This is a genomic window from Gluconobacter sp., from assembly GCF_047722525.1.
GTDB lineage: Bacteria > Pseudomonadota > Alphaproteobacteria > Acetobacterales > Acetobacteraceae > Gluconobacter.
In genome coordinates this window covers 115,114-141,220 of record NZ_JBDNYY010000007.1, presented here as the reverse complement: position 1 = coordinate 141,220, position 26,107 = coordinate 115,114, and the positions used below count along the sequence as shown (strand labels likewise).

The following is a 26,107-nucleotide window of genomic DNA, read 5'->3' as shown; positions in this document are numbered from 1 at the left end:
GCCGAAATTTGTGGTTCCGAATCTGAATCGAACTTTCCCGGCTTAACCGGCGTTAACACGACACTTGACCCATGATTTGAGTCATGAGTATGGGCGCTTATGGCCATTGTTTTTCAGGCGATGCACCGCAGGATCGAAACCGATTCCTGAGTGTTCCGGTCTGGGAGAGGGTGGTCCGGAATAACGCGGCATTTTCCGCATTCGGTTCCAGATGTGGGGCCGTTCTCAGGATTGAGACACATGAAGTTCAAGGTATTTGGCGCGCTTGGTCTGGCGCTTGTTCTCGCAGCCTGTTCCAACGGCAACACCAACAAGGGTGACAGCAACGGCGCAGGCGCCGTCGCTCAGGAAGCTGGCCCGACCCCCGGCAGCGAAGCTGATCTGGTCGCCAATGTCGGCGATCGCGTCTTCTATGAGCTGAACCAGTCCCAGCTTTCCGAAGAAGCCCGCGCAACGCTGGACAAGCAGGTTGCATGGCTCGCCAAGTACCCGCAGGTCAGCATTCAGGTTGCTGGCAACTGCGATGACCGTGGCACGGAAGAGTACAATATTGCTCTCGGCCAGCGTCGTGCAAACGCGGCCCGCGACTATCTGGTCGCCAAGGGCGTGAGCGCTTCGCGCATCACCACGATCTCCTACGGCAAGGACCGTCCGACCGCTGATGGCGATGACGAGCAGTCCTGGGCCCAGAACCGTAACGCCATCACGTCTGTTCGCTGAACCGGCGTTTCGGCCCTTACGGACTGAGATGAGAAACGGCCGGGGGATTATCCCCCGGCCGTTTCTGTTTTATGACTGGGTCATGTTGCACGCGGGACCTGTCTGCGTGCCCGTGACCGTGAGTTTGTCTCAGGAGATCCGTTATGGTGCTGACCTGTTCCCTGCGTGCCGTCTTTCTGGGCACGGCTCTTTCCGTTCTGTCACCTGCCGTGTCGGCCATGGCACAGGACGCGCCTGACAGCGGGGAAATTTCCTCACGCGAGGCCATCGCCTTACAGGACCAGATCGCGTCTCTGCGGCAGCAGCTCTCTCAGGTTCAGAGCAGTGGGGGCGGTCTGGGGGCGCCAAGTGCTACGGCGGCTCCGGCGGCTTCAGGAGATGGGAATCTGACGGCTCAGCTTCTGGAACGTGTTTCGGCTCTGGAAGAGCAGAACCGCCAGATGCGAGGCGAACTGGATCAGCTCAGCAATTCCGTCCGCGACAATCAGGCCAGTGTGTCCAAGCAGATCTCGGACATGCAGTTCGCCGCGCAGGGTGGTGCAGGCGCGGCGGTCGCGGCCCCTGCCAAGGCGACAGCGCAGACCAAGGCTCCCGCCGCGTCGCCGGATGCGTCGGAGCAGCCGAAAACGGCTCTGGATGCCCTGAAAGTCGGCAATGCCTCCCTCAAATCCGGCAATTACACGGATGCGGAAAGCAATGCGCGCTTCGCCATCAAGTCGGCGCATAGTGTTTCCGGCAAGATGGATGCGCAGTTCCTTCTGGCCCAGTCGCTGGCGGGGCAGAAGCAGTATCGCCAGTCAGCCGTGGCCTATTACGATGCCTATACGAAGGCTCCCAAGTCCCTGAAGGCTCAGGACTCCCTTCTGGGAGTGGCCGCATCCATGCTGGCGCTCGGCGACAAGGGATCGGCCTGTCAGGCACTGGACAAGCTCAAGACAGAGTTTCCGACGCCGGCCCCGCGCGTCAGGACGGCCGAGACGACGTTCCGGAGCCGTGCTGCCTGTCATTGACGCGGGTTCCAGTAAGTTCTGATCCCGTTCTGCCAGTCGGAGAACGGGAGTTTTCCGGGCTGATGGCGGCTCTGGGGCCCTGGCCTCCGGATGTGGACGTCGCCCCGCTGGGGCTGGCTGTCTCGGGGGGTGCCGATTCCATGGCGCTTGCGTTTCTGGCCCGCCGCTGGCGCAGGAATGTTTTGGCGTTCGTGGTGGATCACTGTTTGCGTTCTGAATCGGCTGTGGAAGCGCAGTTGACGGTTGGGCGTCTGGCGGAAATGGGAGTGAAGGCCCGTCTCCTGACGCTGGCACCTTTTCCGAAGGGGCGTTTGCAGGAGCGTGCGCGACAGGCCCGGTTCGAGGCGCTGGAAAACGCCTGCGTTGCGGAAGGGTGTCTGGATCTTCTGGTTGCGCATCATGCCGGCGATCAGGATGAGACGGTGTGGATGCGGAGCCTGCGTGGGAGCGGGCCTGCGGGGCTGAGCGGGATACAGCCTGTTTCCGTGCGGGGGCGGATCAGGCTTGTCCGGCCCCTTCTTTCTGTGTCCAAGGACCGGCTGTGTCAGACGCTGAAAGCGGAAAATCTGCCCTGGATCGAGGATCCGTCGAATATCAACCGCCGTTTCGAGCGGGTGCGCTGGCGGCAGGATCTGACGCCTGACCAGCGACGCGCAGCCATTGTTCTGCAGGACCGGGCCCGACAGGAGCGTCAGCGCCTTGAGGCGGAGCTTGCGGAAAATCTCGCCCGCCATGCCGTCTGGCATCCGGAGGGATGGGTCTTTCTGAAACGGGACGGCTTTCGCGAAGAGATCCTGTCCGCCTTAATCCGTCTGGTTGCGGGGAGTGCTTATCGTCCGCCGCGGGAGAGCGTGCGGCGGTTGATGGCCCAGGGGAGAGGAACCGTGTCGGGCGTTCTGGTGCAGCCTGCGGGGCGCTTTGGCGATGGCGTGATGCTGGTGCGGGAAGAAAAGGCCGTTCAGCCGCCGGTTGTGGCAGAAGCCGGGGTGGTCTGGGATGGACGCTGGCGTCTTCTGAACCGGGATGTGCCGCAGGGAAGTCTGGTCGGGTCTCTTGGAGACGCGGTTCACGCGCTCGATCTTCGCAGACTGGGTGTGCCCTCCGCTGCGGCACGGTGTCTTCCGGGCGTCTGGTGTGGGGAGCGGCTGATTTTGTGGCCCCGTCTCGGAGAAATGTCTGGAGAAGCTGATTTTGTCTGGGCTGCCGGTGTGCCTGCGACGGGAGAAAATCATTTCAGGGCGTAAAAAGAACCTCAAAAACGCAAGAAATGCGTTTTCCTGCATGGGATGGGGTAGGATCGTGGACGCGGAGGCTTATGTTATGAAGTCAACGCAGAATGTGACCGATCGGCCAGTTGTGACGGGGGATCCCGGACTGCATCTGACGGAACAGTCTGAAGGACGACAGAGAGCGAGATGAACAATTTAGGCCGTAACGTCGCGATCTGGGTGGTCATCATCGTGGTCGGAATGGCAGTGCTGACAGCCTTCCAGCCCGGTGGCGGCCAGCATGCAGCCCAGCAGATCGCCTATTCCGATTTCGTCCATGACGTGGACCAGCATCAGGTCCGTTCGGTCGTGATCCAGGAGCAGAATATCTCCGGGACCCTGACGAACGGGACGTCTTTCGATACCTATGCCCCGCTTGATCCGAGCCTTCCGGCCCGTCTGACATCTGCCGGCGTCGAAGTGACGGCCAAGCCGATGGAGAGCGGAGAAAGCCCGATTCTGCGGTATGTCGGGGCATATCTGCCGATTCTGATCCTGGTTGGTCTGTGCTTCATGGTTTTCCGCCAGATGCAGGGCGGCGGTGGCCGGGCCATGGGCTTTGGCAAGTCCCGTGCCAAGCTGCTGACCGAAAAGACCGGTCGTGTGACGTTTGAAGACGTTGCCGGCATTGACGAGGCGAAATCCGAACTTCAGGAAATCGTCGAGTTCCTGCGTGATCCGCAGAAGTTCACCCGTCTGGGCGGCAAGATCCCCAAGGGCGCGCTGCTGGTCGGACCTCCGGGTACCGGTAAGACGCTGCTGGCGCGCGCCATTGCAGGCGAGGCAAACGTGCCGTTCTTCACGATTTCCGGCTCGGACTTCGTGGAAATGTTCGTCGGTGTTGGTGCATCCCGTGTGCGTGACATGTTCGAGCAGGGCAAGAAGTCCGCGCCGTGCATCATCTTCATTGACGAAATCGATGCTGTGGGTCGTCATCGTGGCGCCGGTCTCGGTGGTGGCAATGACGAGCGCGAGCAGACCCTGAACCAGATGCTGGTCGAGATGGACGGTTTCGAAAGCAATGAGGGTGTCATCCTGATTGCCGCGACCAACCGTCCGGACGTTCTGGATCCGGCGCTTCTGCGTCCCGGCCGCTTCGACCGTCAGGTTGTCGTGCCGAACCCCGATGTTGCCGGTCGTGAAAAGATCCTGCGTGTTCACATGCGCAAGGTCCCGCTGTCTTCGGATGTGGATCCGAAGGTCATCGCGCGTGGCACGCCGGGTTTCTCGGGTGCGGATCTGTCCAATCTGGTGAACGAAGCCGCGCTGATGGCGGCGCGTCAGGGGCGCCGGACCGTTGGGATGGCCCAGTTCGAGGAAGCCAAGGACAAGGTCATGATGGGGGCGGAGCGCCGTTCCATGGTCATGACCGAGGACGAGAAGCGCTCGACGGCCTATCACGAATCCGGTCATGCCATCTGCGCGATCTTCACGCCAGGAAGCGATCCGATCCACAAGGCGACGATCGTGCCGCGTGGCCGCGCTTTGGGTCTGGTCATGACCCTGCCGGAGAAGGATAATATTTCCTACAGCCGCAAGTGGTGCCTGGCCCGTCTGGTCATCGCCATGGGTGGTCGTGTGGCCGAGGAAATCATCTTCGGACCGGAAGAAGTCAGCGCGGGTGCGTCCGGCGACATCAAGAGCGCGACGGATCTGGCCCGCCGCATGGTCACCGAATGGGGCATGAGTGACAAGCTCGGCATGATTGCCTACGGCGATAACGGACAGGAAGTGTTCCTTGGTCACTCTGTGACGCAGAACAAGAACATTTCGGAAGAAACCGCGCGTGAGATCGACAAGGAGGTCAAGGTTCTGATTGATGCGGCCTACCAGCAGGCTCGTACCCTGCTTCAGACGCATATCGACGAACTGCACCGCCTGACCGCAGCGCTTCTGGAATATGAGACGCTGACGGGTGACGATGTCGGCCGGATCATGCGTGGCGAGGCCATCGAGCGGACGTCCGATGATGAACAGATGCCCGATAACCGTCGTGCATCTGTCCCGACCACGCGTCCGGGAGCGTTTGATCCGGCGCCTCAGGCGGGTTAATCAGGCAGCCAATCGCACCAACGGGCGCGTCATTGAGGAGACACTCCTCGGTGCCGCGCCTTTTTCATTTCTGGCAGACAGGCAGGATTCTTCATTATGGCCACCAAAAGGTCTCTGTTCGGTACTGATGGCATCCGGGGAACGGCCAACACCGCGCCTATGACGGTTGAAATCGCACAGAGACTGGGGCAGGCGGCCGGCCTGTATTTCATGCGCAGCCAGAACCGCCGCCACAGCGTCGTGCTGGGCAAGGACACGCGTCTTTCGGGGTATATGCTGGAATGTGCGCTGGTTGCGGGGTTCCTGTCTGCGGGGATGGACGTCATTCTGGTCGGGCCGCTTCCGACGCCTGCCATCGCCATGCTGACGCGATCCCTGCGGGCCGATCTGGGTGTGATGGTCTCGGCCTCTCACAATCCCTTCACGGATAATGGCATCAAGCTGTTCGGACCTGACGGCTTCAAGCTTTCCGATGAAGTTGAGGGCGAAATCGAAGACCTGATGGGGCAGGACCTGTCCGGTCGTCTGGCCTCTCCGGCGCAGATTGGCCGCGCTTCGCGTCTGACGGATGCGGCCGGTCGTTACATTGAAAATGCAAAGGCCTCTTTTCCGCGCGGCCTGCGTCTGGACGGCCTGAAAATCGTCATCGACTGCGCCAATGGCTCGGCTTACCGTGTGGCGCCTACCGCGTTGTGGGAACTGGGTGCGGAAGTCATCAAGATTGGCTGTGCGCCGGATGGTCTGAACATCAATGACGGTGTGGGATCAACGCATCCTGAGACCCTGTGTGCGGCAGTGAGGGAACATGGCGCGGATTTCGGCATTGCGCTGGATGGTGATGCGGACCGTGTGCTGATTGCAGACGAAAATGGTGATCTTGTCGATGGAGACCAGATCATCGGGCTGATTGCGGCTTTCTGGAAGCAGCATGGCCGGTTGCGCGGCAATACGGTGGTGACGACCGTCATGTCCAACATGGGGCTGGAAAAGGCTCTGGCCGAGAATGGCCTTGAACTCCAGCGGACAGCGGTTGGTGACCGTTATGTCGTGGAACGGATGCGGGAAATCGGGGCCAATCTTGGAGGCGAGCAGTCCGGGCACATGGTCCTGTCCGATTATGCCACGACGGGGGATGGGCTGATCGCTGCCTTACAGGTTCTGGCTGTTTCTGTTGAAACCAAGCGGCCGGCCAGCGAGATCTGCCGTTTCTTCACGCCCTATCCGCAGCTTCTGAAAAATGTCCGTTATTCAGGAACGAGCCCGATGAGCAGCCCTGATCTTGCCGCGGCCAAGGCCTGGGCGGATGAGCGGCTGGCCGGGAGTGGCCGTCTTGTCCTGCGTGCCAGTGGCACGGAACCGCTGATCCGTGTCATGGTGGAGGCGCAGGATGAGGCGCTGGTGCATGAGGTTGTAGATCATGTCTGCGATGTCATTCGCGCGATTGCGCACGTCTGAGCCTGATCAGAGAACAGAAAAAGGCGGGAGCCTTGCTGGGGTCAGGCTGTGGCGGCGATGGCCTGTGCGCTCTCTTCGGGGGCGGCGTCCATGACGGGAACTGAATCAGCGGCGTCGTCTTCACGCAGGATGTAGCCGCGTCCCCAGACCGTCGCGATCAGGTTTCCTGCGCCGACATTCTGCAGCTTGCGGCGCAGCTTGCAGATGAAGACGTCAATGATCTTCATTTCCGGCTCATCAATCCCACCATACAGATGGTTGAGGAAGGCGTCCTTGGTCAGGACGGATCCCTTGCGGATCACCAGCAGTTCCAGAATGGCATATTCCTTGCCCGTCAGGTGCAGCGGCGCGCCATCGACGGTGACGTTCTTGCCGTTCAGGTCCAGTTCCAGATTTCCGACCCGCAGCTTCGGCTCGGCAAAGCCACGGGAGCGCCGCATGACGGCCTGCAGACGGGCGACCAGTTCGCCCGCATCATAGGGTTTCGTCATGTAGTCATCCGCGCCCATGGAGAAGGCCCGGATCTTGGCCTGGGGCCGTAGCAGGGCGGACAGGACCAGAATGGGGGTCGTGATGCGGGCCGTCCGGACACGCCGGATAACCTCATATCCTTCAAGATCGTTCAGCATCAGTTCGAGCACCACCACGTCATAATCGTAATGACGAAGCATCTCGATGGCTTCTTCCCCGGACGGCGTATGATCCACGGTAAAGGACGCGGTACGCAGGGTCTGGGACAGGGCGGCGGCGGCAGACTGATCGCTATCGACAAGAAGAATACGCATGTTCTCAACTCCCGGCTTGGTGAAGTAATGGTTACTACCCAAGGTTGTGTGTGTCGATAGACATGGATCAAAAATCGTAAAAATGTCATTATTTTTCTCGTCAGGGGGGAACATTAGGGTTCTCTTAACGAGAAGGTTGTAGGATCCAAAGATCGGAACAAACCGCGGAAAACGGTCAGAAACTGCCATTATGAGCGATTACGACAGACTGCTTGAAGCGCTTTCGAATCTTACCTGCGACTGGGTTGTGGGAAGTGTGAAAGATGTTGTCGGTCTCTGCATGACCGTCATCGGTCTCGACGGATTCATTACGATTGGGGACCGAGTCGCCGTCACGTCGCGAGATGGCAGGGTCGTACAATCGGAGGTTGTCGGGTTTCAGGGTGACGTTGCACGGCTTATGTCTTTCGCCCCCCTCGAAGGGATTGGCCCGGGCTGTGAGGCCCGGATTTCCCTCAACCGCCATGACGGGGGGCTCGGCGTCAGCGAAAACTGGCTGGGCCGGGTTGTGGATCCGCTGGGGCAACCGATTGATGGGAAGGGGCCTCTGCTGCCTTCGTTCGAACGGCAGCCGGTCCAGTGTCCTCCGCCCAATGCGGCCAGCCGGGCGCGTCTTGGTGAGCGTATTGATCTGGGCGTCCGTGCCCTGGACACTTTCACGACCTGTCGTCGTGGACAGAGGCTCGGGCTTTTTGCGGGATCTGGCGTAGGAAAATCGACATTGCTATCCATGCTGGCCCGGGGCGCGGATTGTGATGTTGCCGTGATCTCGCTTGTGGGCGAGCGGGGACGCGAAGTCCGCGAGTTCATCGAGGATGATCTCGGGCCGGAAGGGCTGGCCCGCAGTGTGCTTGTGATCGCAACGTCGGATTCCCCTCCGCTGATGCGGCGCGAAGCCGCCCTGTCCGCCATGGCGATAGCGGAATATTTCCGGGACAGGGGCAAGTCCGTTCTGCTGCTGATGGACAGTGTGACGCGTTTTTGTATGGCGCTGCGTGAAATCGGCCTGTCTGCGGGCGAGCCTCCTGCGACGCGTGGCTATCCTCCTTCGGTGTTCGCCGAACTGCCCCGTCTTCTGGAGCGGGCAGGGCCAGGTTATCCCGATCAGGGGATGATCACGGCGCTCTTTACGGTGCTGGTGGAGGGGGATGACCAGAACGAACCTGTTGCGGATGCCGTGCGAGGTATTCTGGACGGACACATCATTCTGGATCGCAGGATTGGCGAGCAGGGGCGTTATCCCGCTATTGATGTTCTGCGCTCCCTGTCGCGTGCCGTCCCACGATGTAATTCACCGGAAGAAAACGCTCTCACACAACGGGCGCGCGCGGCCATGGCGACCTACCAGCGCATGGCCGACATGATCCGGCTCGGCGCCTACAAGCCCGGTACGGATCGTGAAGTGGATGAGGCCATTGCGCTGATGCCGAAGCTGAACCAGTTCCTGTCCCAGGGGCGGGACGAGCGCTCCACGCGGGCGGAGGCTTTTGAGCAATTGGCCCAGATTATGCAGACGATTCCTCAAACGGCCCCTCTGAATGCGGCATGAAGGACATATCACGATGGAACGCTCACCCCTTGAGACACTGATTGCCCTGCGGGAACAGGAGCTTGATCTTGTAGAGCGCCGTTTCGCGGATGCTGTGGCACGTGAGACGGCTGCGGAAGAAAGACTGAACGCGGCTCAGGAAGAGATTTTGAGCGAGCAGAGGCTCGCATCCAGCCCCACGGCGGGAGATGGTGCTGTTGAAGCTTTCAGCCGATGGCTTCCTTCAGGGCGACAGGCGGTTGTGGAAGCACAGGCGCGCTGTCGTGAAGCGGCCCTGGATCGCGAGACCGTGCGTTCGGCCCTGATCGCGGCCCGGGCAGCCATGGAAGCCGTCAGGACACTTCGGGAAGAGCGGAAAGAAGAGGAGCGGCTGGAAGGACTCAGAAAGGAACAGAATGTTCTGGATGAGCTTGCCGTCCGTCAGTTCGGCAGGACCTGAGAGGATCCGTGTCCGCGAAGTGCCGTCTCGATCTGGGCCGCCGTCCCGATCAGGGCGCAGGCAACCGGATGTGTGCTGTCACGGACAAAGGCCAGGACGAGATCCGGGTCGCTGGGAAAAAGGTCGCTTTGCAGGGTGAGGACCGGCGTCATTTCGCCGCTGCGGGAGGCTGTCTCGGCCGCATGGGAGAGAATACGCGCGGCGGCTTTTTCAAGCGCAGGGAGCAGCACCGTATGGGGGGTGGCATGATCGGCAGCATGGGTCGCGGTCAGTTCTTCCCAGCCGGTACGGGTCACGAAGACGGGGATGCCGTCCGGTGGGGTTTCGCGTTCGGCGCGCAGGAGAGCGCCTGACTGGGCCATGCCCACAATATCCAGGGCCGGAAGAATCGCGGGATCGAGTTTGATGGACATTCTGATCTTTGACTTGAGAAGGGAAATAGCCGGATCCTTGGGGAGAAGGCCCGGCCACTCTTCCGTGTTTAATGCGGCGGGTTGCCCATGGCCTGCATCAGAGCCGAGACCTGCTCGGGCTGGGCCTTGAACAGGGCGACGTTAGCCGGATTGGGGCTGGGCATTCCCGTTGGGAGCTGGCCATTGCTGGCTGCCAGGGTCATGCCGAATGTGGTCATGCCCATGACAAAACTCTCGGGCGTGAAGCCGTGGTTTTGCAGGACGGGGGCCAGCCCCGGAACCTGACTGATCCGGCTGATCGTATCGCCCAGTCCCGTTCCATGGGAGTTGGGCGGCTGGATGTTCCGGGCCTGGAGTTCGGCGATCGTCGCAGCGGCCCGGGTCATGAAATCGGGCGGCAGCGGATAGTGCATGGCACGTTCCGTATCGGCGCGGACCTGTGGCGAGACCTGCGGGGCCTGTTGGCTGGGAGCGCCCTGAAGCGGCGCGCTCCCGTCGATCTGGGTCTGGCTTGTGGTGCCGCCCTGATAGCCCTGTGGCGGGTAGGACTGGGCCTGTGCCGTGAGCGGCAGCACTGCGACTGAAACGAGAAGGGCTGTCAGCCCTGTCATGCGGGAAAATATCATGCCTGCACCCATTCGCCAGCGCGCATCAGTGGCACGCGGTTGCCATTCTTGAGACCGTCAAGGTCGATCCTGTCCGAACCGATCATCCAGTCAATGTGGATGAGGGAATCATTGACCCCTCGTTCCAGCAGCTCTTCGGGCGTCAGCCCTTCGATATCGACCATGCATTTCGTATAGGCCTGTCCGAGGGCGATGTGGCTGGACGCATTTTCATCGAACAGCGTGTTCCGATACAGGATTTTGCTGGCCGAGATGGGCGAGGAGTGAGGCACGAGGGCCACTTCACCAATCCGGGCCGCGCCTTCATCGGTGCTGAGGATACGCTTGAGAACGTCCTCACCCTGGCTTGCGGACGCTTCGACGATCCGCCCGTTTTCAAAGCGGACCGAGATGTTGTCGATCAGGGTGCCCTGATGGAAGAGCGGCTTGGTGCTGCTGACACGTCCGTCGACCTTGCTGCGATGGGGCGTCGTGAAGATTTCTTCCGTCGGGATGTTCGGGTTGCAGATAACGCCATTGCCCGATTTTTCCGAGCCGCCCGCCCAGAGATGGCCATCTGCGAGGCCAACCGTCAGATCAGTGCCTGGGCCGCTGAAATGCAGGGCCTCAAACCGGCTGTCGTTCATGAACTTCGCCCGGGCGTGCAGGCGGGCGTTATGGGCTTTCCATTCGGCGACGGGATCGGCGACATCCACGCGCGAGGCTTTGAAGATCCCGTCCCATAATGCGGCGAGTGCGTCTTCGGGGGGCAGGTCGGGGAAGACCTGTGCGGCCCAGGCCGGGGTGGCGCAGGCGATGATGTTCCAGTTCACGGCGAACTGCGTGATGATTTCCATCGCCGGGCGATTGGCCTTGGAGTTCGCGCGGTTGGCACGCGAAATACGCTCCGGGTCCTGTCCTTTGAGAAGGGTCGGATTGGCGCCCGTGATGGCCATGCGGGCTGCCCCTTCGCGGAAGGCGCGCGCCATGCCGTCGGCCAGCCATGTGGGCGCGACGTCGAACGCGTCGTCCGGAGCGTGGATGAAACGGGCCAGCGTGGTCTCGTCATCCGCGTACAGCGTCGTCACCAGAGAGGCGCCAGCCTTGTAGGCATGTTCCGTCACGCGGCGGACCAGTGGGACGGCGGCCAGAGGGGCGGTGATGAGAAGCTGCTGGCCCGGCGCAATGTTCAGGCCAACGCGGACGGCCACTTCGCCCAGACGGTCGAGCAACTGGTCGTGCGAAAAGGTGGAAGGAGCGGACACGTTGGACTCTTTCGCAGTGATCATTCTGTCCGGCATGGTGTGCCCTGCGGCGGCGAAGTGCAAGAGAGCACCACGGGACGTGAGGTGACAGGTTCACGGGCGCGCAGTATCGTCCGCGACATGGAACCCGGACTTCACATTTTCGCCGATCCCGGCGAGCCAGACCAGCGACCATTCGACGTTGCGGTCGTCATGCCGAGCCTGTTGCGCCCCACCATCGTCCGGGCGCTTCAGTCCATATTCGATCAGAAGGGCGGGTTGCGGGTCCAGATCATGATCGGTCTGGACTGCGCTCCGGGTGATGGCGCGGATGAACTGGTGCGGCGTGCTGTCGAGGGGCGACCAGCGGGCTGGGCCGTCGAAATCCTGTGGCCTGGCTATTCCACGTCCCAGAGGCATGGCGGGTTTGGCCGTGCAAAGGATGGGGGCGTGTTGCGCAGTGTGCTCAGCCAGCTCTCAAATGCGCCGCGGATCGCCTATCTCGATGACGACAACTGGTGGGCTCCCGATCATCTTTCGTCGCTGCTGACGGCGATCGAAGGGCAGGACTGGGCCTGGGCTGGGCGGTGGTTCGTGCATCCGCAGACGCTGAAGCCCATCTGCGAGGACCAGTGGGAGTCGGTCGGGATCGGCGGCGGGATTTTCCGGGAAAGCTATGGTGGCTTCGTGGATCCGAACTGCCTGATGATCGACCGTACACGGGTGCCGGAAGCTCTGGAGATGTGGAACCAGCCTCTGGCCGGAGACGGGACGCAAATGACGGCGGACCGGAATGTTTTCAGGATGCTGAAGGACAGGCCGGGCAGTCCGACCGGGCAATATACGGCGTATTATGTTCTGACCGAGACGGATGGGCTTCATCCGGCACGGCTGCGGCTGATGGGGCCCGCCTGGGCTGAAGCGGGCCGGAAAGCAGCCGTTCAGGACGCCTGATGCAAAACGGCCGGTGCGGAGGGAGTCTCTGCACCGGCCGTTTTGCATGCCATTACATGGAGCGGATCGTGTTGCGACGCGGCGGCCGGCGCTGGCGGTCGGATTGGGCGTCCGGGTTGGCAGCCTTGGCCGCTTTTTCACGCGCAATGGTGCGCAGTTCGACCTCCAGTTCGCGGATGCGGCGCTGGATGCTCTCCTTCAGCGTCGGAGAGGTGTGGGATTTCATGGAAGCGATCGTTTCCTTGAGATCCCGGAGCTGTTTTTCCTTTTCGGCCTGATTGCGGCGAATAGGCTGGTTGTCGGACATCTGTCCCTGGAATGCACGCATGTGTTCTGTCTTTCCGCATGAAACATTCACAGGCCTCCCGCCCATCCGGAGGATGGCGGGATGGGGCACACGAAAGCGTGCCCGGCTGGCCCTGTCTGGCTCATGATTATGGGGGACGGAGTATTACCGTCCGGTTAATTCAGGATCGGGGAGAGAGGATGTCCCGCAAAGCGTCTGTCAGGCGTATGCAGGCTTCGTCCGTTCCGATCGAGATGCGCAGCCAGTCCTGGATGCGCGGGGTTGAGAGATGCCGGACCAGGATCGCCCGCTCACGCAGTGCGGCGGCGATGTCTCCGGCCCTGTGCGCCGTGTGGTGCACGAGAATAAAGTTGGCACAGGATGGCAGGACTTGGAAGCCAAGATTTTCAAGCTCCGGAACCAGCCGGTCACGACTGGCGATGACGCGCGCCGTGATGTCCGCAAGCCAGTCGGTATCCCGGATCGCGGCAACGGCTCCGGCCTGTGCCGGGCGGGAAAGGGGGTAGGAATTGAAGCTGTCCTTGACGCGGATGAGACCCTCGATCAGCTCCGGGGAGCCAATCGCAAAACCCACACGCAGCCCCGCCAGGGCATAGGACTTGGACAGCGTCTGGACCACCAGAAGATTGTCATACCGGTGTGTCAGTTCAATGGCGGACTGCGCCCCGAAATCGACATAGGCCTCGTCGATGATGACGGTCCGGTCCGGATGACGCTTCAGGAGCGTCTCGATCTGCTCCAGCGGCAGGGCGATGCCCGTGTTCGCATTGGGGTTGGCGATGATGATGCCGCCGCACGCGCCGGTATAGGCGTCGATGTCGATCGCGAAATCGTCATTGAGCGGGATGTGGCGGAACGGCTGTTCGAACAGGTCGCAATAGACCGGGTAGAAGCCGTAGGTCACATCCGAGAACAGGACCGGCGCGTCATCGTGAAAGAGGGCGCGGAAGGCATGGGCCAGCACTTCATCGGAGCCGTTGCCCACGAAGACGCGGTCCGCCGTCGTACCGAAACGGGTTGCGATGGTATCGCGCAGCATCGTTGCCGTCGGGTCCGGATACAGACGCAGGTCGTCGGACGCGGCACTGCGGATGGCCTCGAGCACTTTCGGGCTTGGGCCGTAAGGGGACTCGTTCGTGTTGAGCTTGAGCAGATCCGTGACCTTGGGCTGCTCGCCGGGAACATAGGGGTGCAGGTTACGGACGCGACGGTTCCAGAAGCGGCTCATGCGGGTGTTCCTGCGAACAGGGCGGTCATGAGCTGGCGTTCGGCCAGATCGCGGGCGGAGACGCCGTCGGCGTCCTTCAGGTCCGGGTTGGCTCCGGCGGCCAGAAGTTTCTTTGCCATGTCCTCGCGGTTGAACATGATTGAGAACATCAGCGGCGTGCGGCCGGCATGATTGGCGTGGTCCACCTGCGCGCCATGATCGAGCAGAAGTGTTGCGATGTCGGTCAGGCCTTTGAAGGCCACGCCGGACAGGGCCGTGGCGCCCTTGAGATCGGTGGCTTCCGTTTCGGCACCCCGGTCCAGCAGCAGGCGCGTGGCGTCGGCGTGACCGTTATAGGTGGCGACGATCAGGGCGGTATAGCCGCGACTGTCGGGCGTATCGATGGCCATGCCGGCGTCCAGAAACTGGGTCAGGAGGTCGGTATCGCCTTCACGGGCCGCGTCGATGAACAGGGCGGTGATCTGGTCGGACGTGAAAGTGACGTTCTGGGCGTTCATGACGGTTTCCACATGGCGGTGTCCCCTTGCAGGGGTATGTTGGTGGGGAGGTTAGCTTTTTGTGTCAGCCGGTGGAAGGGCGAGGCTTTCACCGTTGTCCAGCGCGCGGAAAGGACGCCCGGCAGGGCGGGCGGCGAACTCCAGACGGGTCGGAGGCTCCAGAATGGCTTCGTCGGTAAGCTGGAAGGTTCCGAAATGGATCGGCAGCCCCTGCCGGGCCTTCAGGGTGTCGAAAGCCATGAGCGCCTCTTCGGGGGACATGTGAACGCGTCGCATGAGGTCGCGCGGATCGTAGGCGCCGATGGGGAGGATGGCGAGGTCGATCTCTGGCCAGTGGCGATGGATCGCTTCGAAATGCTTTCCCCAGGCCGTGTCGCCCGCGAAAAATACCGTGTGGCCGTCCGCTTCGATCATGAAGCCGCCCCACAGCGCGCGGTTGGCGTCGAATGGCGTGCGGGCGCTGCCGTGCAGGGCGGGTGTAGCCGTGATGCGTGCGCCGTCATCGGTCGTGCTTTCCCACCAGTCCAGCTCGGCGATGCGGGGCAGGTCGGCTTTTTCCAGATGGCGGCGGTTGCCGGGCAGCGACAGGCAGAGCGGATCGTCGCGCTCGGCCAGGGCGCGCAGGCTCGGCAGGTCCAGATGGTCGTAGTGGCAGTGCGAGACGAGAATGATGTCAATGCGGGGCAGGGCGTCGAGCGTGATGCCGGGCGGCCTTACGCGACGGGGTCCGAAACTGCGGAAGGGGGAACAGCGTTCGGAGAAGACCGGATCGGTGATGATCCGCAGGGGCGCGCGGCCTGCGCGGCCGAACTGGAGCAGAACGGTCGCATGGCCGACAAACGTGACACAGCATTCTCCCGGCTCAGGCGTAACCTGCAGATGGGATTTCTGGAGCGGCAGGGCGTCGGGCCATCGGGGCCTCAGTCCCATCTGCCATCTGAAGATGTTTCCGATCCGCTGGGACGCCTTGCGGGCCGTGCGTGTTTCGTCGGGGCGCCAGGCCTCTGGATTATGGTAATGACGGCCGTCGAAATGCGGCAGGTTGTCATTAAGCACAAGAGCGTGTTTCACAATATGGTTTACCAATCAGCCATTGCGTCCGGCGCGACTTCGCGTCATGCCGTGGCAGCAGAATGTGCGGGAGATATCGTTGCGTTTCTTCCCGTCAGTCACAAGCCGGAGACCCCATTCCGATGAGTACGCTTCCTCAGCTCGCCATCAATACGATCCGTACCCTTTCGATGGAAGGTGTCGAACGCGCCAATTCCGGCCATCCCGGCACGGCCATGGCGCTTGCACCGGCAATGTACGCGGTGTGGCAGCATGATCTGAAATATGATCCGGCCGATCCGTGCTGGCCGGCGCGCGACCGTTTCGTCCTTTCGGTCGGCCATGCGTCCATGCTGCTGTACTCCACCCTGTTCCTGACGGGTGTGAAGGATATCAGGGACGGCAAGGTCGTCGATGCGCCGTCGCTTACGGCCGAGGATCTGGCGCAGTTCCGTCAGTTGAACTCCAAAACGCCGGGGCATCCGGAATACCGCTTTACCGCTGGTGTCGAGACCACGACCGGTCCGCTCGGGCAGGGCTGTGGCAACTCCGTCGGTATGGCGATCGCGCAGAAATGGATGTCCGCGCGCTATGACCGTCCGGGCTTCAAGCTGTTCGACTACCACGTGACGGTGTTCTGTGGTGACGGCGACATGATGGAAGGCGTGGCGTCCGAAGCCGCGTCCACGGCGGGTCATCTGGCCCTGGGGAACCTGACCTGGATCTATGATTCCAACCAGATTTCCATCGAGGGCTCGACGGATCTGGCCTTCACGGAAAACGTGGGCAAGCGCTTTGAGGCCTATGGCTGGCATGTCCAGACCCTGACGGACGGCAACGACGTCGATGCCATCCTTGCTGCGCTGAAGGCGGCCCGTGCGGTGACGGATCGTCCGAGCATGATCGTTCTCAAGACGGTCATCGGATATGGTGCGCCCAAGAAGGCTGGTACGGCTTCGGCCCATGGTGAGCCGCTGGGTGCGGAAGAGATCAAGGGCGCGAAGCAGGCCTATGGCTGGCCGGAAGATGCGCCGGACTTCTTTGTGCCGGAAGGCGTGAAGGAGCATTTCGCCGAGGGTCTCGGCAAGCGTGGCGCGGAAGCCCATGCGGAATGGCGTGAGCTGTTCTCGGCCTATCGCGAGGCGCATCCGGAACTTGCGGCTGAAATCGACTGCATCCTCGAGCATCGTCTGCCGGAAGGCTGGGACAAGGATATCCCGACTTTCGATGCGGATGCAAAGGGCATTGCTTCGCGTGCAAGCTCCGGTCAGGTGCTGAACGCGGTTGCGAAGAACCTGCCCTGGATGATCGGTGGTTCCGCTGACCTGACGCCGTCCACCAAGACGGATATCAAGGGCGGTGGCTCCTTCCAGCCGGAAAAATGGAACGGCAGCTATGGCGGCCGGAACCTCCATTTCGGTGTGCGCGAACATGCGATGGGCTCCATCTGTAATGGCATCGCGCTGTCGGGTATCCGCGCCTATGGTTCGGGCTTCCTGATCTTCTCCGATTACATGAAGGCGCCGATCCGTCTGTCGGCCATCATGGAACTGCCGGTCCTGTACATCTTCACGCATGATTCCATCGGTGTGGGCGAAGACGGTCCGACGCATCAGCCGATCGAGCAGCTTGCCCAGCTCCGTGCTACGCCGGGCATCATGACGATCCGTCCGTCCGACGCCAACGAAGTGGCCGAAGCCTGGCGCACGCTGATCCCGATGACGCACAAGCCGGCCGTGCTGGCTCTGAGCCGTCAGAACCTGCCGACGATCGACCGCACGAAATACGCTTCCGCCGCCGGTCTGGCGAAGGGGGGCTATGTGCTGGCGAGCTGTGAGGGCAAGCCGGACGTGATCCTGATCGCCTCGGGTTCGGAAGTCGGTCTCGTGGTGGCGGCTTATGAGAAGCTGACGGAAGAAGGCATCCAGGCGCGCGTGGTCTCCATGCCGAGCTTCGATCTCTTTGAAGAGCAGAGCCAGGAATACCGCGATTCCGTGCTGCCGCCGGACGTCATCGGTCGCGTTGCGGTCGAGCAGGCCGCGGCCTTCGGCTGGGACCGGTATGTCGGCATCGGTGGTGCGATCATTGCCATGAACACGTTTGGTGCCTCGGCTCCGGCCTCCGCACTGCTCACGAAATTCGGTTTCACGCCTGAGGCGGTCTTTGACGCGGCGAAGCGTCAGGCCCTGCGCGGCAAGTAAGGGAGAGATCCTGTGGCAGACACAATCTCCAATACCGGTCTGAACGAAGTCGGCAGCGTGCTGCGCGATCTTGAGAACTACGGACAGTCGCCCTGGCTGGATTTCATCCAGCGCAGCTTCACGGAGAATGGCAGCCTTCGCAAACTGGTGGACGAGGACGGCCTGCGGGGCGTGACGTCCAACCCGGCCATCTTCGAGAAAGCCATCGGGCACGGCACGGAATACGATCCGCAGATCCGCAAGCTGCTCGAAGGCGAGGGTCTGTCTCCGGGCGAACTTTATGAGCATCTGGCGATCGATGACATCCGTGCGGCCTGCGCGGTGCTCGATCCGGTGTTCGAAAAGACCAAGGGGCTGGACGGTTATGTCAGCCTTGAAGTCTCGCCTTATCTGGCCTTTGACGCGCACGGGACCATCACCGAAGCGCGCCGCCTGTGGAAAGCAGTCGGACGTCACAACCTGATGATCAAGATCCCGGGGACGGCAGAGGGCACGGGTGCGATCCGCGAAGCCATCGCGGACGGTATCAATGTCAATGTGACGCTGCTGTTCTCGCTGGACGCCTACAAGGCGGTTCTGGAAGCCTATATTTCCGGTCTCGAGGCCCGTGTGGCCCGTGGCGAAGAGATCTCGCGCATTTCCAGCGTAGCCTCGTTCTTTGTCAGCCGTATCGACGGCAAGATCGACGCGGAAATCGACCGTCGCGTTGCAGCGGGCGATCCGGAAGCCGAAGCCCTGAAGGCCATTCGCGGCAAGGTGGCGATCGCCAATGCCAAGATGGCCTATCAGTACTATCTGGAAGTCCGCAACAGCCCGCGCTGGAAGGCACTGGCCGAGAAGGGCGCCAACCCGCAGCGTCTGCTGTGGGCCAGCACCGGGACCAAGGACAAGGCGTATTCCGATGTCCTGTATGTCGAGGAACTGATCGGCCCCGAGACAGTCAACACCATCCCGCCCGCAACGTTCGACGCCTATCGCGATCACGGCAAGTCCCGTGCGAGCCTGACGGAGGATGTGGATCAGGCGCGGCACGTGATGGCCGAGGCCGAGCGTCTCGGGCTGGGTCTGGACGCGATTACGGCCAAGCTGGTCAAGGATGGCTGTGCGGCGTTCAGTGTGTCGTTCGATACGCTGCTGACGGCTGTTGCTACCAAGCGCGAAGCCGTGCTGGGTGATCGTCTTCTGCGTGTCAGTGCGGACCTTCCGCCCGATCTGCGTGATGACGTCGCCGGTGCGGAAAAGGACTGGAGCCATAGTGGCGGTCTGCGCCGCATCTGGAAGAAGGACCCGTCCGTCTGGACAAATGGTCCGGAAGCCGGGTGGCTGAACTGGCTGACGGTCGTGCAGGAGCGCCTGTGGCATATCGAGGAGCTGGAAGTCCTGGCCCGCGATGTCCGCAGTCGCGGTTTCAAGGACATCCTGCTTCTAGGCATGGGCGGTTCGAGCCTTGGTCCTGAGGTGCTCGCTGAGACTTTCGGAAAGCGCGAAGGCTGGCCGAAGCTGCACGTTCTCGACAGTACGGATCCGCAGCAGGTCACGGCGTTCGAGAAGGCCATCGATCCGAAGAACACGCTCTTCATCGTGGCCAGCAAGTCCGGCGGGACGCTGGAGCCGAACATCCTGTTCGCGCATTTCTGGCAGGTGGCCGGTCAGGCTCTGGGCAAGAAGCCGGGTGAAAGCTTCATCGCGATCACCGATCCCGGCTCGCACATGCAGAAGGTGGCCGAGGAAAACGGCTTCTGGCGTGTATTCTACGGCGATCCGAAGATCGGTGGCCGTTATTCGGTCCTGTCCAATTTCGGGCTGGTCCCGGCTGCTGCGAGCGGCATTGATGTCCGCAAGCTGCTGACCGTCACGCGGCTGATGGTGGAATCCTGTGACGGAAGCGCGCCGCCGGCTGCCAATCCGGGCGCGGTTCTGGGTCTGATCTTGGGGCATGCCGCACACTGCTTCGGACGCGACAAGGTGACGATCCTGGCGTCCGATGGGATTGCCTCGCTGGGTGCGTGGCTCGAGCAGCTGATTGCCGAGAGCACCGGTAAGAAGGGCCTCGGCCTCATTCCCATCGACGAGGAAGAACTCGGGCCGCCGGACGTCTACGGGACGGACCGCATTTTCGTGGACCTTCTGCTGGGTGATGATGTGCCCGACAGCCGTCTGGGCGCGCTGCGTGCCGCAGGTGCACCGGTGGTCACCATCCGTCTGGCCGATGCGTCCCAGATCGGGCAGGCGTTCTTCCTGTTCGAGTTCGCCACGGCCGTGGCGGGTGCGGTTCTGGGGATCGACCCGTTCGATCAGCCGGATGTGGAGTTCAGCAAACTCGAGACGCGCAAGCTGACCTCGGCCTATGCTGAAACGGGTTCGCTGCCGCCGGAAACGCCTTTCGCCAAGGATGGGCCGCTGTCCTTTTATGCCGACGCGAAGAACGCGGAAGCTTTTGCAAACAAAGGCGATGCCGCTTCGATCCTGAAGGCGCTCTTTGGTCGTGTGAAGGCTGGTGACTATGTCGGGCTGCTCGCCTATATCAGGCGCGACCAGCAGACACGCGACTGGGCCCAGTCCGTTCGTATGGAGCTTCGGGATGCGCTGAAGGTGGCGACAGCCGCCGAGTTCGGCCCGCGGTTCCTGCACTCTACCGGTCAGGCCTACAAGGGCGGCCCGGACAGTGGCGTGTTTCTGCAGGTCACGGCGACGGATGCGGCAGATGTGCCGGTTCCGGGCCATGGCTTCAGCTTCAGTGTCGTGAAAGCGGCGCAGGCGCGAGGCGATTTCGAGGTGCTCGCGGCCCGTGGTCGTCGTGCCCTCCGCGTTCATATCGATGGACCGCTGGAGGACGGGCTGAAGGCTCTGGAAACGGCGATCCACAAAGCACTGGCAGGAGCATAAGTCATGCGGATCGGAATCATCGGACTGGGGCGGATGGGCGGCAACATCGCCGTCCGTCTGACCCGTCATGGTCATGATGTCGTCGTGCATGACCGCACGCCGGAAGTCACCACGTCGGTTGTCGGGCGGTGTGAAGCCGGGCGCGCAACGCCTGCTGAGACCCTTGCCGACATGGCCAGGATCCTTGAAGGCGACGAACACCGCGTGGTCTGGGTCATGCTTCCGGCAGGCTCTATTACAGAGGACTGTGTCCAGCAGCTCGGTGGCCTTCTGGGGCGCGGCGATATCATCATCGACGGCGGCAACACCTACTATAAAGATGATGTCCGCCGTTCAGCCGAACTGGCTCAAAAGGGCATTTCCTATGTGGATGTCGGGACCTCGGGCGGTGTGTGGGGTCTGGAGCGCGGCTACTGCATGATGTTCGGCGGTACGAAAGAGACCGCCGAATACATCGACCCGATCCTCAGCGCTCTGGCGCCGGGCATCGGGGATGTGCCGCGTACGCCAGGCCGTGACGAGGCGGGTCATGATCCGCGGGCCGAGCAGGGCTATCTGCACTGTGGCCCCGCCGGTTCGGGCCATTTCGTGAAGATGGTCCATAACGGCATTGAGTACGGCATGATGCAGGCCTTCGCCGAAGGCTTCGACATCATGAAGAGCAAGAACTCCCCGATCCTCGCGGAAAAGGACCGGTTCGAGCTCAACATGGGTGACATCGCGGAAGTCTGGCGTCGGGGCAGTGTGGTGTCGTCCTGGCTGCTCGATCTGACAGCCGAGGCCCTGACGCGTTCGGAGACGCTCAACGAGTTCTCCGGCGAAGTCGCGGATTCCGGTGAAGGTCGCTGGACGATCGAGGCCGCCATTGAGGAAGACGTGCCGGCCCCGGTCATGACGGCTGCGCTGTTCACGCGCTTCCGCTCACGGTCGGGTAACAATTTTGCCGAAAAGGTTCTCTCGGCACAGCGTTTCGGCTTCGGCGGACACGTCGAGAAGAAATAAGCCTTCGCCCCTCATGGGCAATGACTGGCTGGCAGGGTATGGTTCCGCCATTGCTGACCAGCCAGCCCCCGTGAAGACTCTGACGGGGGTTTTTACAGGGGCTCTTATGTCCGTTGACCTCGATGCCATCCATGCGGATCTCCCGCCGCTGCCCCAGACCATCCGGATGGTCGTGTCCGACATGGATGGGACGCTTCTGACGCCGGACAAGACCATCGCCCCTTCGACGCTGGCCATGGTCAGGGTGCTTCAGGAGCGCGGGATTCCCCTCTGTCTGGCCAGTGCGCGCCCGCCCGCCGCCATGGTTCCCTATATTGAGCAACTCGGTCTGACCGGGCAGAATGCCGGCTTCAATGGCGGCATCATTTTCAAACCTGACGGTACCACGTCCGTCAGCCGTGTTCTGTCCCCCGATGTGCTGTCGATCGTGCATGACATGCTGCATCTGCACGGGATCGAGACCTGGTTCCTGCGTCAGTCTTACTGGATGGTGAAGGACGCCTATACGCCTTTCGTGCAGCACGAACAGGGCATCACCGGCCTGACACCGCATCAGGTCCCCGATCTTCGCAAGGAGTTCGAGGGCATTGGCAAAGTGATGGGTGTGAGCAGCGATACCAGCCTGCTTCAGGACGTCGAGACCGAGCTGGGCGCCATGCTCCAGGGCGATGCGAGCGTGCGCCGTTCTTCCGATATTCTTCTCGATGTGACGCCCGCCCTTGCCAACAAGGGTGAGGCCGTTCGCGAACTGGCGCTGGCCCACGGCATCGCGCCGCATGAGGTGGCCTGTCTTGGCGATGCCCATAACGACCTGCCGATGTTTTCGGTCGCGGGTCTGGGAATTGCCATGGGACAGGCCGAAGACGATGTGAAAGCCGCCGCGCAGGTTCTCACAGATACCAACGAGCGCGATGGCTGGGCCAAGGCCGTCGAGCGCTACATCCTGCCGAGAGTTCCCAATAAATGACTACCGACATCCGTGCCGCCACGCTGGAAACCCTGCCTGATTCGGAGGCCGTCGCCCTGCGGATGGCGGATCTCCTGATCGAAGGTATCCTTGCGAAGGCCGATGGCCCGTTCCGGGTCGCCCTGTCCGGCGGCTCTACGCCTAAGCGCCTGTTCGAGATCCTCGCCACACCGTCGCGGGCGAAGCTGATCCCGTGGGAGCGCGTCGAGATCTTCTATGGTGACGAGCGCCATGTGCCCGAAGGTCATGCCGACAGCAACCATACGGTCGGCCAGTCCGTCCTGCTGTCCCGTGTGCCGGTGCCCTCGCAGAACGTCCACGCCATCCCGACAGGCGGCACGGCCGAAGAGGATGCGAAGGCTTATGAAAAGACCCTTCAGACCGCTTATGGCGCAGCGGAACTCGATCCGGAGCGTCCGCTGTTCGATCTGGTCATGCTGGGGCTGGGCACCGATGGCCATACCGCCTCGCTGTTTCCGGGGCAGCCCGTCCTGAAGGAACGGACGGCCTGGGTAGGGACGGCAGCACCGTCCACTGCGCCTTATGAACGCATCACCCTGACCTATCCCGCCATCCGCTCCAGTGCACTGGTCGTGTTTCTGGTGACGGGTGCATCCAAGGTCGAGATGCTGGAGCGTCTGGTCGAGGGTGACAGTTCCATTCCGTCCGCCCGGGTCACGAGCGAAGGCCGGATCATCATTCTTGCAGACCGGGCCGCGGTGGGAGAAGCCGGATGAGCGGCACGGATATGAGCATCCACAAGCGCACGGCTGCGCGGGAAGCCGCCGACATGGTCAAGAGCGGCATGGTGGTGGGTCTCGGCACCGGCAGCACGGCAGCGTACATGATCGAGCGTCTGGGCGAGCGTGTTGCGGAAGGGCTGGAAATCTTTGGCATCCCTACCTCCGATGACAGCGAGGACAAGGCGCTTAAGGCCGGGATTCCGCTGACGGATTTCGGGGCACATCGCCGGATCGATATTGCCATTGATGGTGCGGACGAGGTCCAGCGTGGTTCGCTCAACCTCATCAAGGGTCTGGGCGGAGCGTTGCTGCGCGAGAAGATCGTGGCTCAGGCGGCGAAGCGTTTCGTGATCATCGTGGACGGTACCAAGCCCGTCGATCTGCTGGGAGAGCGGGCGCCTGTTCCCGTGGAAGTCATTTCCTTTGGCTGGGAATGCACGGCGGAACATCTGGCGGCCTGTGGTGCGCGTGGTGTAAAGCCGAGGACGGACCGGGCCGGTTCGCTGTTCGTGACGGACACCGGCAACATGATTCTGGACTGCCATTTCGGGCCGATCGAGAATCCGGAAAAACTGGCTGAAAAAATCGATCGGATCGTCGGTGTCGTGGAGCACGGCATGTTCCTTAACATGGTCTCCGACGTGCTGGTTGCGACGCCGGAGGGCGTGGAACGGTGGGAGCCATGACGGTGCAGGCCCATGGGACACAGATCGGTCTCAAGCCGCGTTTCCTCGTGGTCATGGGCGTGTCCGGGACAGGTAAGACGACCATTGCGACGGGGCTGGCCACGCGGCTGGGCTGGCATTTTCAGGAAGGCGATGCGCTGCATCCGCCTGCGAATGTCAGGAAGATGAGCACGGGCCAGCCGCTGACCGATGCGGACCGTGCGCCCTGGCTTGCGCTGTGCCACGACTGGCTGAGTGCACAGGTGGAGGCCGGACATGGTGCCGTCCTGACCTGCTCCGCGCTCAAGCGCTCCTATCGCGAGCAGCTTCGCGGTGCAGGTCTGCCGATCGAATTCGTGCATATCGACACGTCCCCGGCGAAGCTTGCCGACCGGCTGCAACGGCGGGAAGGGCATTTCATGCCGGCCAGCCTGCTGCCCAGCCAGCTTGCCACGCTCGAGGTTCCAGGTGACGACGAGCCGGTGATCCGCGTTTCGGGCGAAAAGCACCCTGATGTGGTGCTGGAGGAGCTGATCCGCCATTTTCAGGCGGAGGACTGATCCATGACTGACGCCACCCGGCTTCTGGTGGATGCCGATGCGTGCCCGGTCAAGGACGAGATCTATCGTGTGGGCGCCCGCTATGGCCTGAAAACGGTTATCGTTGCCAATAGCTGGATGAATATCCCGCAGTCTCCGCTCATCGAGCGCGTCGTGGTGCCGGAAGGGCCGGATGTTGCGGATGACTGGATCGCGGAGCAGGTGACGCCGTCTGACATCGTGATCACCAGCGATATTCCGCTCGCCGTGCGCTGTCTGGCGAAGCAGGCTTCCGTCCTGCGTCCCAATGGTGAGGAAATCGACGAGCGGTCGGTTGGCATGGTCTCGGCCATGCGGGACCTGATGCAGGGACTGCGCGAGACGGGAACGGTCACGACCTATAATCCGTCCTTTGGAAAAGCCGACCGGAGCCGGTTTTTATCCGCACTGGATACACTCATCGTGCGACTCCGCAGGAAAGCTGCCCTGGGCAGAACGGTCCCCAGTTCCTCCCAAACAATCCACAGGCCCTTCCCCGGAGATGTTCCCTGATTCTGGGGATATGTTTTTCCGGCGGATGACTTTTCCCGCTGAGGACCTCCCATGAATCCGCTTCGTCTCGCCCAGATTGAAATGTTCTGTGCTGTCGTGGAGGAGGGAACGGTCATCGCGGCCTCGCGCCGTCTGAACTGCGTGGCGTCCAATGTGACGGCACGGCTCAAGGAACTGGAACTTCTGGTGGGGCAGGAGCTGTTCCTGCGCGAAAAGGGACGCCTGATCCTCACGCCGGAGGGGCGGCTGTTCTATCGGGAGGCCCAGCCGCTCGTGTCGGGCGCCCAGTCCCTGACGGATCTGTTTTCCGAAGGCAGTCCACGCGGCATCCTGAACATCGGGGCGCTGGATGTTGCGCTTCAGGGCTATCTGCCGCGGATCGTGCCCGAGTTCCTCAAAGCCTGTCCGGGCGTGGAACTGAAGATGTTTCTGCGTCCGACCTACACGCTAGAGCGGATGCTGGCCGATGGGGAGATCGATCTGGCGCTGACCGATGGTCCGATCGTTCATCCCTTGATGGAAAGCCGCTTTGCCTTCCGGGAGAAACTGGCGCTCGCCATGCCTGGCGGGCAGGAGGGCGCGCTGGATGGGCAGCATGTTTTCCTGTTCAACACCGACTGCTTCTACCGGCGCTATTTCGAGACCTGGCTTGAGCGGCATGGGGTTTCGAACGCGATCATCCATACGGTCGAATCCTATGACGTCATTCTGGCATGTGTGCAGGCAGGTCTGGGTATATCCTGTGTTCCGCACAGTATCATTTCGCAGATGAAAAGTCGGCGTCGTGAGGGGATTGCGTTTACCTATCCCGAAGATCTCAAAGGCAGTGAAGTCTATTTCATCTGGCGTGAGCCGGGACTGAATGATCTGGGGCGGAGATTTCTGGATTACGCGCCGTCTTATCCGGATGCTCATGAAAAGTGAGTCGCAGGCTTACGAATAATCACTTTTTATTATGAGGGAATGTCTGCACCTT

At 61.8% G+C, this 26,107-nt stretch carries 25 protein-coding genes; 17 read left to right on the top strand and 8 right to left on the bottom strand.

Annotated elements, in window-relative coordinates:
* Window positions 1–240: 240 nt before the first annotated feature.
* From pal to glmM, 5 genes are all read left to right on the top strand, one after another.
* Entirely contained in the window at window positions 241–720 is a 480-nt protein-coding gene (gene pal / locus ABF859_RS08840; protein WP_062497498.1) for a peptidoglycan-associated lipoprotein Pal, read from the top strand.
* 143 nt (window positions 721–863) lie between these two features.
* Window positions 864–1,730, top strand: a complete 867-nt coding sequence (locus ABF859_RS08835) for a tetratricopeptide repeat protein (RefSeq protein ID WP_415527401.1) — start codon at window positions 864–866, stop codon at window positions 1,728–1,730.
* The gene (gene tilS / locus ABF859_RS08830; protein ID WP_415527400.1) at window positions 1,727–2,974 is read left to right on the top strand and encodes a tRNA lysidine(34) synthetase TilS; all 1,248 of its coding nucleotides are present in this window, start codon (window positions 1,727–1,729) and stop codon (window positions 2,972–2,974) included. The genes ABF859_RS08835 and tilS overlap by 4 nt, the downstream gene beginning before the upstream one ends.
* 171 nt (window positions 2,975–3,145) lie before the next feature.
* Entirely contained in the window at window positions 3,146–5,050 is a 1,905-nt protein-coding gene (ftsH, locus tag ABF859_RS08825) for an ATP-dependent zinc metalloprotease FtsH (protein ID WP_415527399.1), read from the top strand.
* 96 nt (window positions 5,051–5,146) lie between these two features.
* Window positions 5,147–6,505 (top strand): phosphoglucosamine mutase, encoded by a 1,359-nt coding sequence (glmM, locus tag ABF859_RS08820; protein WP_415527398.1) that lies wholly within the window; start codon window positions 5,147–5,149, stop codon window positions 6,503–6,505.
* A gap of 41 nt (window positions 6,506–6,546) precedes the next feature.
* Here the strand turns inward: glmM and ABF859_RS08815 are convergent, their stop codons facing one another.
* A complete protein-coding gene (locus tag ABF859_RS08815) occupies window positions 6,547–7,290 on the bottom strand; it encodes a response regulator transcription factor (protein WP_415527397.1) in 744 nt (247 codons plus the stop codon).
* Between the two features lie 190 nt (window positions 7,291–7,480).
* Here ABF859_RS08815 and fliI point away from each other — a divergent pair, with 190 nt between their 5' ends.
* Window positions 7,481–8,839 (top strand): flagellar protein export ATPase FliI, encoded by a 1,359-nt coding sequence (fliI, locus tag ABF859_RS08810; protein WP_415527396.1) that lies wholly within the window; start codon window positions 7,481–7,483, stop codon window positions 8,837–8,839.
* Window positions 8,840–8,852: 13 nt separating this feature from the next.
* Entirely contained in the window at window positions 8,853–9,278 is a 426-nt protein-coding gene (gene fliJ / locus ABF859_RS08805; protein WP_415527395.1) for a flagellar export protein FliJ, read from the top strand.
* On the opposite strand, the gene ABF859_RS08800 is transcribed toward fliJ, so the two are convergent.
* From ABF859_RS08800 to ABF859_RS08790, 3 genes are all read right to left on the bottom strand, one after another.
* Window positions 9,260–9,691 carry a hypothetical protein gene (locus tag ABF859_RS08800; RefSeq protein WP_415527394.1) on the bottom strand — a complete coding sequence of 144 codons (432 nt, stop codon included), beginning with the start codon at window positions 9,689–9,691 and terminating at the stop codon, window positions 9,260–9,262. The two genes, fliJ and ABF859_RS08800, sit on opposite strands and share 19 nt — an antisense overlap.
* A gap of 68 nt (window positions 9,692–9,759) precedes the next feature.
* Window positions 9,760–10,317, bottom strand: a complete 558-nt coding sequence (locus tag ABF859_RS08795; protein ID WP_415527393.1) for a hypothetical protein — start codon at window positions 10,315–10,317, stop codon at window positions 9,760–9,762.
* A complete protein-coding gene (locus ABF859_RS08790; RefSeq protein ID WP_415527392.1) occupies window positions 10,314–11,597 on the bottom strand; it encodes an aminopeptidase in 1,284 nt (427 codons plus the stop codon). Before ABF859_RS08790 ends, ABF859_RS08795 begins: the two co-directional genes overlap by 4 nt.
* A 48-nt stretch (window positions 11,598–11,645) precedes the next feature.
* On the opposite strand from ABF859_RS08790, the gene ABF859_RS08785 reads away from it, so the two are divergent.
* Window positions 11,646–12,494, top strand: coding sequence for a glycosyltransferase family 2 protein (locus ABF859_RS08785; protein WP_415527391.1), 849 nt, complete (start codon window positions 11,646–11,648; stop codon window positions 12,492–12,494).
* Window positions 12,495–12,546: 52 nt separating this feature from the next.
* On the opposite strand, the gene ABF859_RS08780 is transcribed toward ABF859_RS08785, so the two are convergent.
* The 4 genes from ABF859_RS08780 to ABF859_RS08765 form a co-directional block, all read right to left on the bottom strand.
* Window positions 12,547–12,822, bottom strand: a complete 276-nt coding sequence (locus tag ABF859_RS08780; RefSeq protein ID WP_024716948.1) for a hypothetical protein — start codon at window positions 12,820–12,822, stop codon at window positions 12,547–12,549.
* A 139-nt stretch (window positions 12,823–12,961) separates the two neighbouring features.
* Window positions 12,962–14,029: a histidinol-phosphate transaminase gene (hisC, locus tag ABF859_RS08775; RefSeq protein WP_415527390.1), complete on the bottom strand. Its 1,068-nt coding sequence runs from the start codon at window positions 14,027–14,029 to the stop codon at window positions 12,962–12,964.
* Window positions 14,026–14,526 carry an ankyrin repeat domain-containing protein gene (locus ABF859_RS08770; RefSeq protein ID WP_415527389.1) on the bottom strand — a complete coding sequence of 167 codons (501 nt, stop codon included), beginning with the start codon at window positions 14,524–14,526 and terminating at the stop codon, window positions 14,026–14,028. The genes hisC and ABF859_RS08770 overlap by 4 nt, the downstream gene beginning before the upstream one ends.
* Before the next feature lie 51 nt (window positions 14,527–14,577).
* The gene (locus tag ABF859_RS08765; protein ID WP_415527464.1) at window positions 14,578–15,582 is read right to left on the bottom strand and encodes an MBL fold metallo-hydrolase; all 1,005 of its coding nucleotides are present in this window, start codon (window positions 15,580–15,582) and stop codon (window positions 14,578–14,580) included.
* Window positions 15,583–15,719: 137 nt separating this feature from the next.
* Between ABF859_RS08765 and tkt the strand changes: the two genes are divergently transcribed.
* The 9 genes from tkt (at window position 15,720) to ABF859_RS08720 (ending at window position 26,055) form a co-directional block, all read left to right on the top strand.
* Window positions 15,720–17,777 carry a transketolase gene (gene tkt, locus ABF859_RS08760; RefSeq protein WP_415527388.1) on the top strand — a complete coding sequence of 686 codons (2,058 nt, stop codon included), beginning with the start codon at window positions 15,720–15,722 and terminating at the stop codon, window positions 17,775–17,777.
* A gap of 12 nt (window positions 17,778–17,789) precedes the next feature.
* Window positions 17,790–20,663 carry a bifunctional transaldolase/phosoglucose isomerase gene (locus tag ABF859_RS08755; RefSeq protein WP_415527387.1) on the top strand — a complete coding sequence of 958 codons (2,874 nt, stop codon included), beginning with the start codon at window positions 17,790–17,792 and terminating at the stop codon, window positions 20,661–20,663.
* A 3-nt stretch (window positions 20,664–20,666) separates the two neighbouring features.
* Window positions 20,667–21,665: a phosphogluconate dehydrogenase (NAD(+)-dependent, decarboxylating) gene (gene gnd / locus ABF859_RS08750; protein ID WP_415527386.1), complete on the top strand. Its 999-nt coding sequence runs from the start codon at window positions 20,667–20,669 to the stop codon at window positions 21,663–21,665.
* Window positions 21,666–21,771: 106 nt separating this feature from the next.
* Window positions 21,772–22,632 (top strand): Cof-type HAD-IIB family hydrolase, encoded by an 861-nt coding sequence (locus ABF859_RS08745; RefSeq protein WP_415527385.1) that lies wholly within the window; start codon window positions 21,772–21,774, stop codon window positions 22,630–22,632.
* A complete protein-coding gene (gene pgl, locus ABF859_RS08740; protein ID WP_415527384.1) occupies window positions 22,629–23,369 on the top strand; it encodes a 6-phosphogluconolactonase in 741 nt (246 codons plus the stop codon). Before ABF859_RS08745 ends, pgl begins: the two co-directional genes overlap by 4 nt.
* Entirely contained in the window at window positions 23,366–24,061 is a 696-nt protein-coding gene (gene rpiA, locus ABF859_RS08735) for a ribose-5-phosphate isomerase RpiA (protein WP_415527383.1), read from the top strand. Before pgl ends, rpiA begins: the two co-directional genes overlap by 4 nt.
* Window positions 24,058–24,600 carry a gluconokinase gene (locus ABF859_RS08730; RefSeq protein WP_415527382.1) on the top strand — a complete coding sequence of 181 codons (543 nt, stop codon included), beginning with the start codon at window positions 24,058–24,060 and terminating at the stop codon, window positions 24,598–24,600. The genes rpiA and ABF859_RS08730 overlap by 4 nt, the downstream gene beginning before the upstream one ends.
* Window positions 24,601–24,603: 3 nt before the next feature.
* The gene (locus ABF859_RS08725; protein WP_415527381.1) at window positions 24,604–25,131 is read left to right on the top strand and encodes a YaiI/YqxD family protein; all 528 of its coding nucleotides are present in this window, start codon (window positions 24,604–24,606) and stop codon (window positions 25,129–25,131) included.
* A gap of 51 nt (window positions 25,132–25,182) precedes the next feature.
* On the top strand, window positions 25,183–26,055 hold the full coding sequence (locus tag ABF859_RS08720) for a LysR family transcriptional regulator (RefSeq protein ID WP_415527380.1): 873 nt from the start codon (window positions 25,183–25,185) through the stop codon (window positions 26,053–26,055).
* The last annotated feature ends 52 nt before the right edge of the window (window positions 26,056–26,107 follow it).

Excerpts from the sequence above, each read along its gene's own strand:
- glmM (WP_415527398.1), top strand. The coding sequence starts at position 5,147 with ATGGCCACCAAAAGGTCTCTGTTCGGTACTGATGGCATCCGGGGAACG.
- ABF859_RS08795 (WP_415527393.1), bottom strand. The coding sequence starts at position 10,317 with ATGATATTTTCCCGCATGACAGGGCTGACAGCCCTTCTCGTTTCAGTC.
- ABF859_RS08835 (WP_415527401.1), top strand. The coding sequence starts at position 864 with ATGGTGCTGACCTGTTCCCTGCGTGCCGTCTTTCTGGGCACGGCTCTT.
- pgl (WP_415527384.1), top strand. The coding sequence starts at position 22,629 with ATGACTACCGACATCCGTGCCGCCACGCTGGAAACCCTGCCTGATTCG.
- tkt (WP_415527388.1), top strand. The coding sequence starts at position 15,720 with ATGAGTACGCTTCCTCAGCTCGCCATCAATACGATCCGTACCCTTTCG.
- ftsH (WP_415527399.1), top strand. The coding sequence starts at position 3,146 with ATGAACAATTTAGGCCGTAACGTCGCGATCTGGGTGGTCATCATCGTG.
- ABF859_RS08770 (WP_415527389.1), bottom strand. The coding sequence starts at position 14,526 with ATGAACGCCCAGAACGTCACTTTCACGTCCGACCAGATCACCGCCCTG.
- ABF859_RS08815 (WP_415527397.1), bottom strand. The coding sequence starts at position 7,290 with ATGCGTATTCTTCTTGTCGATAGCGATCAGTCTGCCGCCGCCGCCCTG.
- ABF859_RS08780 (WP_024716948.1), bottom strand. The coding sequence starts at position 12,822 with ATGCGTGCATTCCAGGGACAGATGTCCGACAACCAGCCTATTCGCCGC.
- fliJ (WP_415527395.1), top strand. The coding sequence starts at position 8,853 with ATGGAACGCTCACCCCTTGAGACACTGATTGCCCTGCGGGAACAGGAG.
- ABF859_RS08800 (WP_415527394.1), bottom strand. The coding sequence starts at position 9,691 with ATGTCCATCAAACTCGATCCCGCGATTCTTCCGGCCCTGGATATTGTG.
- fliI (WP_415527396.1), top strand. The coding sequence starts at position 7,481 with ATGAGCGATTACGACAGACTGCTTGAAGCGCTTTCGAATCTTACCTGC.
- ABF859_RS08720 (WP_415527380.1), top strand. The coding sequence starts at position 25,183 with ATGAATCCGCTTCGTCTCGCCCAGATTGAAATGTTCTGTGCTGTCGTG.
- pal (WP_062497498.1), top strand. The coding sequence starts at position 241 with ATGAAGTTCAAGGTATTTGGCGCGCTTGGTCTGGCGCTTGTTCTCGCA.
- ABF859_RS08725 (WP_415527381.1), top strand. The coding sequence starts at position 24,604 with ATGACTGACGCCACCCGGCTTCTGGTGGATGCCGATGCGTGCCCGGTC.
- gnd (WP_415527386.1), top strand. The coding sequence starts at position 20,667 with ATGCGGATCGGAATCATCGGACTGGGGCGGATGGGCGGCAACATCGCC.
- rpiA (WP_415527383.1), top strand. The coding sequence starts at position 23,366 with ATGAGCGGCACGGATATGAGCATCCACAAGCGCACGGCTGCGCGGGAA.
- ABF859_RS08730 (WP_415527382.1), top strand. The coding sequence starts at position 24,058 with ATGACGGTGCAGGCCCATGGGACACAGATCGGTCTCAAGCCGCGTTTC.
- ABF859_RS08745 (WP_415527385.1), top strand. The coding sequence starts at position 21,772 with ATGTCCGTTGACCTCGATGCCATCCATGCGGATCTCCCGCCGCTGCCC.
- hisC (WP_415527390.1), bottom strand. The coding sequence starts at position 14,029 with ATGAGCCGCTTCTGGAACCGTCGCGTCCGTAACCTGCACCCCTATGTT.
- ABF859_RS08790 (WP_415527392.1), bottom strand. The coding sequence starts at position 11,597 with ATGCCGGACAGAATGATCACTGCGAAAGAGTCCAACGTGTCCGCTCCT.